The 12,684-nt window shown below is 39.0% G+C and carries 11 protein-coding genes; all 11 read right to left on the reverse strand.

What is annotated here, in order from left to right:
* Positions 1-25: 25 nt before the first annotated feature.
* The gene (gene kduI, locus ACH8E3_RS13545; protein WP_458633171.1) at positions 26-850 is read right to left on the reverse strand and encodes a 5-dehydro-4-deoxy-D-glucuronate isomerase; all 825 of its coding nucleotides are present in this window, start codon (positions 848-850) and stop codon (positions 26-28) included.
* A 202-nt stretch (positions 851-1,052) separates the two neighbouring features.
* A complete protein-coding gene (deoC, locus tag ACH8E3_RS13550; RefSeq protein WP_458633172.1) occupies positions 1,053-1,730 on the reverse strand; it encodes a deoxyribose-phosphate aldolase in 678 nt (225 codons plus the stop codon).
* A gap of 22 nt (positions 1,731-1,752) precedes the next feature.
* The gene (locus ACH8E3_RS13555) at positions 1,753-2,070 is read right to left on the reverse strand and encodes a thioredoxin family protein (RefSeq protein WP_458633173.1); all 318 of its coding nucleotides are present in this window, start codon (positions 2,068-2,070) and stop codon (positions 1,753-1,755) included.
* Positions 2,071-2,282: 212 nt separating this feature from the next.
* A complete protein-coding gene (locus ACH8E3_RS13560; RefSeq protein ID WP_458633174.1) occupies positions 2,283-3,881 on the reverse strand; it encodes a response regulator in 1,599 nt (532 codons plus the stop codon).
* Positions 3,882-3,901: 20 nt separating this feature from the next.
* Positions 3,902-5,251, reverse strand: a complete 1,350-nt coding sequence (locus ACH8E3_RS13565; protein WP_458633175.1) for an ABC transporter substrate-binding protein — start codon at positions 5,249-5,251, stop codon at positions 3,902-3,904.
* Positions 5,252-5,283: 32 nt separating this feature from the next.
* The gene (locus tag ACH8E3_RS13570) at positions 5,284-7,005 is read right to left on the reverse strand and encodes a cache domain-containing sensor histidine kinase (RefSeq protein ID WP_458633176.1); all 1,722 of its coding nucleotides are present in this window, start codon (positions 7,003-7,005) and stop codon (positions 5,284-5,286) included.
* Positions 7,006-7,089: 84 nt separating this feature from the next.
* On the reverse strand, positions 7,090-7,953 hold the full coding sequence (locus ACH8E3_RS13575) for a carbohydrate ABC transporter permease (RefSeq protein WP_458633177.1): 864 nt from the start codon (positions 7,951-7,953) through the stop codon (positions 7,090-7,092).
* On the reverse strand, positions 7,950-8,903 hold the full coding sequence (locus ACH8E3_RS13580) for a carbohydrate ABC transporter permease (RefSeq protein WP_458633178.1): 954 nt from the start codon (positions 8,901-8,903) through the stop codon (positions 7,950-7,952). The genes ACH8E3_RS13575 and ACH8E3_RS13580 overlap by 4 nt, the downstream gene beginning before the upstream one ends.
* Positions 8,904-9,002: 99 nt before the next feature.
* Positions 9,003-10,355 carry an ABC transporter substrate-binding protein gene (locus ACH8E3_RS13585; RefSeq protein WP_458633179.1) on the reverse strand — a complete coding sequence of 451 codons (1,353 nt, stop codon included), beginning with the start codon at positions 10,353-10,355 and terminating at the stop codon, positions 9,003-9,005.
* A gap of 273 nt (positions 10,356-10,628) precedes the next feature.
* Positions 10,629-11,567: a manganese-dependent inorganic pyrophosphatase gene (locus ACH8E3_RS13590; protein WP_458633182.1), complete on the reverse strand. Its 939-nt coding sequence runs from the start codon at positions 11,565-11,567 to the stop codon at positions 10,629-10,631.
* Between the two features lie 180 nt (positions 11,568-11,747).
* Entirely contained in the window at positions 11,748-12,485 is a 738-nt protein-coding gene (locus tag ACH8E3_RS13595; RefSeq protein ID WP_458633180.1) for a glycerophosphodiester phosphodiesterase, read from the reverse strand.
* Positions 12,486-12,684: the final 199 nt, after the last annotated feature.

A 12,684-nucleotide genomic window follows, 5' to 3' on the forward strand; every position in this document is an offset into this window, starting at 1 on the left:
AAAGTTTCATCGCTTTCTATATCAATTAACGCAGATCTTGCATAGCTACTGCATCCATATCATTGAAGGTTTGGTTCTCTCCAGCCATTCCCCAAATAAATGTATAGTTACATGTTCCTACACCACTGTGAATAGACCAGCTTGGCGAGATAATAGCTTGCTCATTTCTAACAACCAAGTGCCGCGTTTCATCCGGTTGACCCATCATATGGAATACTACCCCATCTTCAGGTAAATTAAAATACAAGTATATTTCAGAACGTCGGTTATGTGTATGGCTTGGCATCGTATTCCACATATTACCTGGATCTAATTCTGTCATCCCCATAACAAGCTGGCAACTTTGAATGCCGTCTGGATGGATATATTTGTAGATCGTCCGTTCGTTAGATGTGTTGATACTCCCCATATGAGCAGGAGTAGCTTCTTCCTGTGTTGATTTCTTCGTCGGATATGCCTTATGGGCAGGCGCTGAGTTGAAATAGAAACGAGCTCCGCCATCCTTCTTAAATACAACTTCTTTTACACCAAGTCCAACATATAGACATTCTTTCGAATCCACTTCATACTCCATACCGTCAAGCGTTACAAGACCTTTACTTCCCACGTTAATAATACCAATCTCACGGCGCTCTAGGAAGTAATCTGATCCGATATCCTTAAGATTGACTTCTAACTTGATATCCTTCGTAGCAGGTACTGCTGAACCTACAATAAAACGATCCACATGTGTGTATACAGTTACCAGTTCATCTGCTGTAAATAAATGATCAATCAGAAATTCCTCACGTAAGCGATGTGTATTAAATACCTTTACATCGTTGGGATGAGATACATAGCGATTTTCCATAATTATAAAATCCTCACTTTCAATTCATCATATTTTATAATGTAAACGTTCGAATAGGTTCATTGTAGTTCATTTATATTCATTTGTGTACTGTTTATTTTTAATTGCATATCAAAAGACGGATAGTCCAGCCCTAACGTACTTGGCTTGACTATCCGTCTCTCTTTTACACAACTATTGTTGAAACAAGGAATGTGCTTGCTTAATAGCTTTCTCGCGATTGCTTCCCAGCCGCAATCGCTACGCCACCACTTGTTCCGATTCGGGTAGCTCCTGCCGCGATCATGATCAACGCATCTTCAGCACTTCGAACACCACCAGAAGCTTTTACGCCGATATCAGGACCAACCGTCGCACGCATTAATGCAATGTCTTCTCTCGTTGCCCCACCTGTAGAAAATCCTGTGGATGTCTTAACGAAGTCTGCACCCGCTTCAACCGCTAACTTACATGCACGAACCTTCTCTTCATCTGTCAGTAAACATGTTTCAATAATAACTTTTGTTAACGCTTGTCCACGAGCTGCTTCAACAACTGCTTTAATATCGCGTGTTACGAGTGCATCATCATGGCCTTTTAGCGCACCGATATTAATCACCATATCTATTTCGCCTGCTCCATTCGCAATCGCATTGGTCGTTTCGAATGCCTTCACTTCAGGAGTTGAAGCACCTAGAGGGAATCCAATCACGGTACATACTTTGACATCAGGCGTATCTTTTAACACTTCATGGGCTACAGCAACCCACGCTGGGTTAACACATACAGATGCAAATCGATGAACCTTGGCTTCTTCTGCTAAAGTCTGAATATCTTCCTTCTTCGCATCAGCCTTTAGAATCGTATGATCAATATATCCGCATATCGATGGTTGTGTCATGGGCTATTCCTCCTACTACTCTTTATTTAATGCACTCTAAGTATTCTGTAATTTGAGTAGGTGTCTTAGCAAATTTACTATGAAGGTGTGCTAGTTTCTCACCATTTCGATACACTAATAGACTCGGAATGCCACGAACATCGTTCTCTTCGGAAATATCAGGTAACTGCTCAACATCTAGTGCAAAGAATCGTTTATCCTGGTTTTTTTCAATAATAGGATCCATAAATTTATCTAATGTCTTACAATCTGGACACCATGTTGCATCATATTTAATGACGGTCAGCTCATCACCTTGTGTCAATTGACGGAACTGTTCTTCTGTTTGAATTCTTTCCATTGTGTTATTCCTCCTTGATTACATTCATCGTATTCTACTCTTTATTCTAACGAGTATTTATTCTTTTGCAAATATAGCATGCACATTTAACACGACTTGTAAAAATATAGTTGTACGTTTGTGCTGACTGATGAACATTATACAATATGGAACCTACTCCACCCATAAGATTAATAATTCCATTTGCTTTAGTACGTTCATTCTATTATAAACTATCCATTTACCGTCTCATCACGAAAGTCGGACGGTGTCTTGCCTGTCGTCTTCTTAAATACTTGTGTGAAATATTTAGGATCCTGATAACCGACAAGTGGCGCAATTTGGTACACCTTCACACTTGTATTCTTCAAAATATACTTTGCCTTATCCATTCTACACTTGGTTAAATACTCCAAAAAGGTATATCCCGAAACTTGTTTAAATATCATACAAAAATGTCCTACACTCAAATCTACTAACTCCGATAACTCTTCAATACTTAACTCCTTATGATAGTTATTTTTAATATACTTTTTAGCTTTATCCACGTTCATTTGAATATCCTCTTTAGATTTACTTACCTTATTCTCTCTCAATCTCTTCTCAAAGGTTCCCTTTATTTCGCGAATCATCTCATGAAGCGTTGCCAACTCATGAAGCCTTTGAATCAATCCACCTAGTGATCCATCCACTAAGAAATTCGAGTATTCAAACTGCCTATACAGCACAACCGTCATTTCCACAATCATTCGTTCTGCAATATCCTTTGTCAACGAATATTCTTCTATATATGTCTTTACCTCATCGAAGTACGAAAGCATACGTTCCACATCAAGTGTACGGATACATTGTAGAATAGCTATTTCAAGATGCTTCGGATATTTAACCTCTTGATCTCTCGCAAGATACTTAATTGAATCCGTATCAATGAATACCCCTTCATTCTCTGAATAAAAGCGTTGATACAATGCTCTGGTTGCACTTTGATATGAAGAGCTTAGCTGATCAATACCATTCGTAATTCTACTAATGCCTACGAAACAACTTAGCTTAGAGTACTTTTTAATGTGTAGAATGATATCTTCACCTATTGAAATTAAGTTATCGTTCCATGTGTTAGTGAATAAGACAACCCATTCTCCACTATGAAAAGGAAATACGGTCATCCCTTTATTCTGCTGTGACCATTCCTCCAGAATATTTCGGATAGCAAACAGCCACAATCGCTTCTCTTCGTTCGTCCAGCGACCATTTAATAACAAGTATTGATCAAGTTTTACAACAGCCATGTAGTAATCTTGATCCAATTCATCACTTTCCATCCAATTCAGATGATGAAGTGTTCTTTGATTTCCTTCAATAAGCTCTGAATACATTCGCTCCCGGGCCATTAACGATAATGTTTGGACATCATCAATTAATTGGTCATTTTGAATTCGCGAATCCAACTCTTCACTTGCCCGTCTAAGCATCTCCGCCAGCTCATCATGATCTATCGGTTTCAATAAATAATCGAACGCTCCCTGTCTTAGTGCTTCGCGCGCATATTCGAATTCTCCATACCCACTAATGATTATAAAAATGAGCTTGGGATTATTCGCTGAAACTTCCTGCATTAAAGATATCCCGTCAATACCAGGCATTCGAATATCACTAATAATCATATTAGGTGAGGTTTCTTTAATTAAACGAAGTGCCCCTTCCCCATTTCTCGCTTCTCCTACGACTTCAAGGTTGAGAGCATCCCAGGGAATGGCTACTTTTAGACTACGTAAGATCAGTGGTTCATCATCCACTAGAATGACCTTATACTTCTTTCCTATTGTAACCATTTCATCTAACCCCCCTAAGATTAATTGCCAATAGCACTTTTCCTTAAACTCCAATATTGCACGGACGAAGCATCAAGCTGATCTAGGGCTTCCTTTGCCTTTATTTTACCATCGATAATTTCTTCAATGACACGTAAGAATGACCACTTCACTTCTGGTGACAAGACATTATCATATGGCACAAAGCTTGTTTGACTCTCCTCCATCACAGTAATCATTTGCGTGAATATAGGCCCTGTCTTCTCAGAATCAAATTTGATCCGCATAGAAGGTATCCTTAATCCCTCATACACAATCCTTGTCTGAACTTCCTCTGTATAGAAAGCTTTCATTAATTCAAGTGCAGCTTCTTTTTTGGCGTCTGTTAAGTTCGAGGATAATCCGATACCAATCGTATATCCTCCAGCCATGGATTGTTTTCCTTCTGCATATACCGATGGGAATGGAATAACACTCACCTTGTTCTGAAAATCTGGAGGGGCATCCTCATTTTGAAATAACGTAATATCCCAATTTCCATTCAAATACATAGCAGCCTTTCCATGGGTGAAAAGATGCACTGCTTCTTCCGTAGACAGTTTATTAGGTGTAGGACCAAATACTTCCTCATCGACCCAAGACTCTAATTGCTCAAACGCTTGCAAATAATCTTTATTGTTAAATCCAATATCCTCTTCACCCTGCACGAGCATATTAATTAAATCGGGGTTAGAAAACCGATCCAAAAGATAATGAGCAAATATCCCAGCGGGCCAGCGCTCCTCGTTCCCTAATGCAAAAGGGATATATCCATGTTGCTTCAACACTCGAACCGCTTCATTTAGTTGATTAAGTGTTCGCGGCATTTGAAGCCCCACCTTCTCGAATATCTCTGAGTTTACATATAACGGCTCGGCATTCCCTTCAATGGGTAAACCGTAAATATGCTCATTCTCCATCCATAAATTAAGATCTTTAAACTGTTCCTTTAGATTATGATCCATTACGAAATCCGTTAAATCCATCAACCGATTCGCACGGATATATGGTTCGATTTCCGCACCACCAAACAATACAAACATATCAGGTGGTGATCCTATGACCATTTCACTCTTTAATTGTTGTTCTCGATGAACCGTTTGATCCATTCCATCAAAATTAACCTTCACGTTCGGATGCGATAATTGATAGGTCTGCACGATATCTTCAAAAATATTTAGTACATGCCGATCATGCTCCTGGATCCAGAAATGACGAAAGGTCAATGTAATCTTCTCTGTCGTAGTATCATCATCGACGGGGAAATCTTCTTCAACAGTAATAAATATAACCGTTACAATCAGAAGAATCGTATATAGAATGATCCATCCCCAGTTCATAAATCGCCTCACAATAACTCCTCCTCTCCAGTATATGTGACTATTTAGGTAGTAATCTTTGGAATACGAATTCTAATCGTCGAACCGTATGCCGGAGAAGAACAAATCAGAATACCATAAGGGCTACCGAATAGAATGACTAAGCGTTCATGAACATTCTTTAGTCCTACACCATTATTACGGTATTTCCTCTGGCCTGTGGAATCCGCATTCCAAAGATTCATCAATGTAGACTGATCAAAACCAGGTCCATTATCTATAACATCAATCAATATATCTTTCTCTGTCTCATGAGCTCGAATCGTAATATACCCTTTGCTCTCCATAGGCTCAATTGCATGATATAATGCATTCTCGACTATCGGTTGAACGATCAATTTCTGCGTCTTGAAATATTTCATAGATTCAGGAAAATCAATACTGTAATCAAATTGATCCTCGAAGCGGAATTTCTGGATATTCAAATAATGTCGTACATGCTCAAGCTCCATATGTATTGGAATTAACTCTTGATTCTCATTGATACTAATTCTTAGCAATTTACCCAAGGAGATGACCATCTTACTTATATCCTTATTGCCCTGCAATATAGCCATAGAATTAATAGATTCTAATGAATTATATATAAAATGCGGATTGATTTGAGCCACTAATGCCTGTAACTCTGCTTCCTTCTTACGACCTTGCTCGGTTTCCACCTGCAATATCAATTCATTAATTTGCGTACTCATTCGATTAAATCCATCGATCAATAAGTCTCTTTCATCATCACTTTTTGTATGCGAAAGAATGGGCATAAATATGCCTTGTTGTACCCGTTTCATTCCATTAACTGCACTAATGATACTTCGAACTAGTTTACTTATGAAAAAATGATCAAACCAAAAAGCTGATACTAATGAAAACAGACCTAACATAACGGCAACATTACGAATAGAGTCCGATTCAGATCGAATTAGGTTCATCGGTGTAATTGCAACCAAATACCATTGTTCATTATAGGATGGTAAGAACGTAATTAGAGACTTTTCATCTCGATAATCATCAATGTAATACCCCTTTTCATTCGAGTATCCACTCGCCAAAAAGGGGAATTCTATATGTTCACCCACTTGCCCACCTGCTTTGTTAAAAACGATGTTTCCTTGTTTATTCACAAGCAAAATGTCCCCGCTTTTCAGCGTGGCTGTCTCCCAAAAGACTTGCTCTAATATATCTGGTTTAACATAAATAACGAGAGAGCCTATATTCTCTAAAGAATAATAATCTTTAATTACCCGGGCATGAATGAGGACTGGATTTCCTTGTTCTAACGTACCGCTCTCTCCGGGTCCAAACCACACAGGTTGTCCCTCAGCTTCCTTCATCGGTTCGTACCATACTTTCTTCTTCATATTGTCGAAAGACAAAGGCTCATTATAATGATAGATTAACCTATCATTACTATATAGGCTAAAAGAAGAAATCATAGGATGCGTGATACTGATTTCCTGTTTGCGATCATAAGTCATGATCATATCTTGTTGCTTTAGAGCGGGTTGAATTGCACGGTTTGGCTGTGTAATTGCTGTATTAGAGATGGCAGTAATTTCACTAAGAGCGTACTTTAATTTACGATCTGTCTCCAGTAGAGAAATCCAATAGAAATGACTTGATTTCTTCTCCATCGCATTCGAGAAATTATAATATGATATGGCTCCCATTACGATCACAGGAATAAACACAAGAAGAATAATAGCGAGCAAAATTTTACGACGGAGTTTCATTTATTCACTTCCTCCTGTTGTATCTTACGTCTATTATTCTTCATTGCGCTTCTATTTCCTTGCATAATATAAAATGATTATAAATCAGCTCTTTATCGCCCCTGATGTTAGACCTGCAATGAAGTATCTGCTAAAGAAAAGAAAAACAATTAATAAAGGTAGTGTAGCCGTAAAAGTTGCTGACATAATCATGCCATAATCCAGACCATCACGGTTCGAGAATAACTGCTGCAATGCAATCTGTATCGTATAATTCTCTTTATTCTTCAGAACAACTAGTGGCCAGAAGAAGTCATTCCATACGTTCATGAAATTAAGTATCGCTAGTGTTGCCATCGCTGGTGTTATCACTGGAATAGCGATATTCCAGAAAATCCGAAAATGTCCGCCTCCATCGATACGACCCGCTTCAATTAATTCCGAGTGCACAGCAGTCGATATATATTGTCTCATCCAGAATATACCGAATGCATTAACCATAGAAGGTACGATGAGTGCTTTATAGCTATCAATCCAATGTAGTTTAGCCATAATGATATACGTCGGAAGAACACTTAATTGAGTGGGAACGAATAGGGTCGCGATAACACAATAGAACAGCACCCTTTTGAAAGGGAAATCGTATTTCGCAAAGGCATATCCAGCAAGTGTACAAAAAAATACGACAGAAATAGTAACTATCGAAGAAACAAATAATGAATTCCCTAATGCCCTGAAGAAATCAGATTTCTCTAATACCCGTTCGAAATTATTGAAAAATTGATCTCCGATCGTTAACAGAGGCGGGATGTGGAAGACCGCCCCACGATCATTGGTAGCTATAACAAACATCCAATAGAACGGAAAGATAGATACTAATGCCCCAGCGATGAGTAACACATAATATAGTATTTTACTAAAGACACCTGAATTAGCTCTCTTTGTTGTCATCGTATTCAATGAGCTCATGCTGTATCCCCTCCTGTATCTCCACCCAATCGACTGGATATGACCATATTCAGAACGGAGAAAACAATGGTGATTAAGAACAACATAACTGCCGTTGCAGCAGCTGTACCAAAGAATCCATTACGGAATGCTTCACTATACAAATAGGTAACCATGGTGACACCTTCCTCACGCGTAGAACCTGTTCCTGATTGTCCAAGGAATACATATGGCTCGGTAAATAATTGAAGTGATCCAATCGTCGATAATAATGTTACAAAAACAATAAAAGGTTTCAATAAGGGTAACGTTATGAACATTAGCTGTTGGCTTCTATTCGCTCCATCAATCTTAGCAGCCTCATATAAGTCTGTTGGAATACTTTGAAGACCTGATAGAAAGATGATGGCATTGTATCCTGTCCAACGCCACATCACCATCGTAGAAATCGCAATCTTAACGCCCCACCATCCAGAGTTAAACGCTATATTCTCTAATCCTAGGCCGTTAAGAAGCCAATTAATCATCCCATTGTTACCGAACATCGTACTGAACACGAGTGCTACAGCAACGATTGACGTAATATTCGGCATGAAATAAAGAATACGGAATGATTTCTTGAAATTTGTCAGAGTTGAATTGAGAATGACCGCAACAAAAAGAGCGATAATTAACTGTGGAACTGTCCCCATTACACCCATGATGAGCGTATTGCTAAATGAGATCCAAAAGGTCGGATCACTGATGATCAAGTCATAATTCTTTATACCAACATACTTCATAGGACCTAATGCATCCCATTTAAAGAACGATAGGTAGAACGTGAATAAAATCGGATAAAGCCCAAATATAGAAAACAGAATAAAAAAAGGTGAAATAAACGTGTAGGCCGTAATACGACTTCTTCGTTGCTCTGTTAGAAAAGGCTTCTTGACACTGGTAGATGGACGAACTGTGACTGGTTCTGCCATGAGGCACCTCCATGGAATGATTTATAAATCCAAATTCGCAAGAAGTGTCCCTTCCTGCGAATTTGAATGGTTTGTTAAACGGATTGCAGGAAGAAGATTCTAGCTACGTTCTGCCAATGTCTTCGCTTTTTTGATCGCCGCATCCCACTCTTTAGCTGGATCAGCTTTCTTCTCTAACACATTCTTAAGTGCATCCTTGAAGAATGTATCTGTTTGGTCATGCAATGGACCGTAATAAACGGGCTTAACGCGTTCTGCTGCTTTACCATATTCAACTGCTGTTGCTTGACCTCCGAAGAATTCATCTTGGAATCCTGTAAAGGCTGCATCTGTATAAAGTGCAGGAATAGAAGGCATCAACCCACTTGCTTTGAATGATTCGAGTTGGCTTGCTTGACTATCTAACCAAGCGATAAATTCATAAGCTTCTTTCGGATGTTTGCCTTCTTTAGGTATTGTCAAGAATGATCCACCCCAGTTACCAGCACCTTCTGGTAATTGAGCGATTTTCCATTTACCTGTTGAAGTTGGCGCATTACTCTTAATGTTTCCCGCCATCCATGCAGGGCCCAATATAACCCCAAATCCACCATCCGTCATTGCTTGACCCCATTCAGGAGACCATAGCAAAGTGTTACCGATCCATCCTTCTTGAATACCTTTCACTGTATAGTCAAAAGCTTTCTTGACTTGTGGATTGGTGTCTCCAATAAATGTACCATCGTCTTTGTTGAAGTAAATCTGATCTGCCGATTGATCACGAAGTGCGTTGTATACGAGATCCGTCAAGTCAGCAAATGGCTTTCCTGTTTTTTCTTTAAAGTCTTTAGCCACGGTTGCGAATTTATCCCAAGTATCAATTGTTGCTCCGAATTCTGCAGGATCAACGGGTAACCCCGCTGCCTCAGCAAGATCTGTACGATAGTATACAACTGTTGGTCCAATATCCGTAGGTAGACCAATTTGGAAGCTTCCATCGATAGATGATGCTTGTTTCCATTTCCAATCTAGATAGTTAGCTGCAATATCTTTGGCTCCTAAATCATTTAGGTTATAAAACTTATCCTGGGCGTTAATGAAACGCTCCATGAAGCCAATCTCTAGCATGAAGATGTCAGGAGCACCTGAATCCGCGGATAACGATGTTGTCAGATTGTTGTGATGTGCTGTTTGATCTGATGTATTTTGAAATTTGATTGTAACGTTCGGATGCTCTTTGGTATATTCCTTAGCAAGATCCTCATAGTTTGTCGTTCCCAACGACCAGAAGGAAAGTTCAATCTTTTCAGCTGGTTCTTTCACTTCATCAGGTGTTTTAGTCTCTTCAACTGGTTCAGTAGTTGGTGTGTTGTTCTTAGGGCTGTTAGCGGTGTTATTTCCTCCGCAAGCTGCTAGAGCAGCGACTAACATGATTACTAGCAACAATACCGTGTAACGTTTAACTCTTTTCATTTTCTTAACCCCTTTCGAGAATGTTTCTATTTACACTCTTTATTCTACAAGACTTATTCCCACTTTTTGAGGTGGTAATGATGCGAATTTAGGGTTGAAATATTACGACTACCTTATGCTTTAACTTTATAACAGACTCCTTTACACATAATATTTCATGAAAAATACCCCCATCAAATTACTATTTGATGGGGGTATTTTTACTATTCGAAACAGCAGCAAATATGATCCTACTTAATTGAATCTTAATATTCCGTGATCTGAGCAGAAGTCTTAGCTAAGTGTCTTCAAGACTTCCGTTAACACTGGAACAATCTGTGATTTACGGGATACGACACCTTTTAACAAGACTTTATTATCAACTAATTGAACATTATAAGCTCGCTCAACGGCATGAGTCTCTTTACCAAGTACCAACGCAACTGAATCGTTGTTAAGGATATCCGTCACGACAAATACGAATAGATCTAGTCCTTTATCTGCTACAACCTGAGTCAACGCCAATTCCAGCTCAGCTTGACGAACCAATACATCATTGATATCCACGGCATTCACTTGGGCAATTTCTACTTTGGCATTACCCATTTGGAATTCCTTTGCATCTAATGAGATCAACTCACTAATCGTCTTATCACTCAGATCAGCACCAGCCTTTAGCATTTTTAATCCATAACTATACAAGTCCACACCAGCAATATCAGCTAATTCTTTAGCTGCAACCACATCTTCTTCTGTACATGTTGGTGATTTCAATAATAGAGAATCAGAAATAATAGCGGATAACATCAATCCTGCGATCTCCTTCTGAATAGCCACGCCCTTTTCCTTATAGATCTTGTTAAGAATAGTCGCTGTGCAACCTACTGGCTCTGCACGATAATATAGGGGATGACTCGTCTCGAAATTAGCAATCCGGTGATGATCAATGACTTCAACAACACGAACCTGATCAATATCATTCGCACTTTGCTGGCTTTCGTTATGATCGACTAATATGACTTCAGCTACCTCATTAGATACGGTCTCTACAAGACGAGGTGCAGTTACTTTGAAATAATCCAAAGCATATTGTGTTTCCCCATTCACATTACCTAGACGTACGGGCTCTGCATCTACACCTATCGCTTTCTTTAATTCAGCATAAGCAATAGCTGAGCATATGGTATCTGTGTCTGGATTCTTGTGTCCAAAAATAAGTACTTTAGTTGACATCATTATTCTCTCCTTCGTATGTTCCATACTTAGTAAACCACATTTGTTGTCCTATTTAAAGATTATAACGTCAAATTCAAATTATTCCAATCCCCTTACACAGAATAATCTTTCTACTTCCTTGGTATGTAGCGAACCAGAAGAAATTAGTATCATAGCCACCCTGTCGTTTTCACCCGATCATACGCTTCTATTGGATAGAATCTTATCTAATACATCAGGATAATCCGTAATCATTCCTGATACTCCTGCATGGATTAGAGTCTTCATTCGATCAGGAGAATTTGCTGTGAACGGAAGATACGTGATGCCATGTTTCTCTGCTTCCACAACAAGTTCTGGACGTACAGTAAGATGATTCGCATGAAGCGTTTCTGCTCCAACGGATACAGCATAATTCCAAGGACGGTATAGTCCTTCCATATATAGAATGCCTGTTCGAATCTCGGGCGCAATCGATTTGCAGTGAACTAGAGAATAGTGGTTAAAGCTAGAAAGTATGACTCGTTCCGTCATGCCGAACTGACGCACAAGATCAATCACCTTTTTTTCCATCCCTGGGTACATGAAGATACCATTCTTCAATTCGATATTGAGTATCGTGTCTCGCTCACGTAGAAGATCTAACAATTCTTCTAATAATGGGATGCGTTCGCTCTTAAAAGAATGTCCAAACCAAGAGCCAGCATCATACATAGAGAGCTCATCAAAATTCATATCTTTCACAAAACCCTTGCCATCCGTTGTCCGTTGAACAGATTCATCATGAATCAAGACCAGTTGTCCATCCTTCGTCATCTGAACATCCGTTTCAATGCCGCTCGCACCTAATTCAAGCCCTTTAGTAAAAGACGACATCGTGTTCTCAGGACACACAGCAGATGCACCCCGATGTGCAAAGTTAATGATCCTCTCCATTCTTAATCCCTCCTAATCAAAAGTTACACTATATTTAATTATAGTTAGTATTCAGGTCAGATACATCAATTATTTACTATCCACAGCAAAAAGTCGTCCAGTGTATTTTGATATGCTCCCATCATAGTAGACAGTAGAAAAAATAAAAACTTCTACTACTACAATGATGGGAGTTTTTCTAATGTCTAAAAGAAGTCCA

It is taken from the genome of Paenibacillus sp. CMAA1364, assembly GCF_054373195.1.

Excerpts from the sequence above, each read along its gene's own strand:
- ACH8E3_RS13570 (WP_458633176.1), bottom strand. The coding sequence starts at position 7,005 with ATGAAACTCCGTCGTAAAATTTTGCTCGCTATTATTCTTCTTGTGTTT.
- ACH8E3_RS13595 (WP_458633180.1), bottom strand. The coding sequence starts at position 12,485 with ATGGAGAGGATCATTAACTTTGCACATCGGGGTGCATCTGCTGTGTGT.
- ACH8E3_RS13560 (WP_458633174.1), bottom strand. The coding sequence starts at position 3,881 with ATGGTTACAATAGGAAAGAAGTATAAGGTCATTCTAGTGGATGATGAA.
- ACH8E3_RS13555 (WP_458633173.1), bottom strand. The coding sequence starts at position 2,070 with ATGGAAAGAATTCAAACAGAAGAACAGTTCCGTCAATTGACACAAGGT.
- ACH8E3_RS13585 (WP_458633179.1), bottom strand. The coding sequence starts at position 10,355 with ATGAAAAGAGTTAAACGTTACACGGTATTGTTGCTAGTAATCATGTTA.
- deoC (WP_458633172.1), bottom strand. The coding sequence starts at position 1,730 with ATGACACAACCATCGATATGCGGATATATTGATCATACGATTCTAAAG.
- ACH8E3_RS13580 (WP_458633178.1), bottom strand. The coding sequence starts at position 8,903 with ATGGCAGAACCAGTCACAGTTCGTCCATCTACCAGTGTCAAGAAGCCT.
- kduI (WP_458633171.1), bottom strand. The coding sequence starts at position 850 with ATGGAAAATCGCTATGTATCTCATCCCAACGATGTAAAGGTATTTAAT.
- ACH8E3_RS13575 (WP_458633177.1), bottom strand. The coding sequence starts at position 7,953 with ATGAGCTCATTGAATACGATGACAACAAAGAGAGCTAATTCAGGTGTC.
- ACH8E3_RS13590 (WP_458633182.1), bottom strand. The coding sequence starts at position 11,567 with ATGTCAACTAAAGTACTTATTTTTGGACACAAGAATCCAGACACAGAT.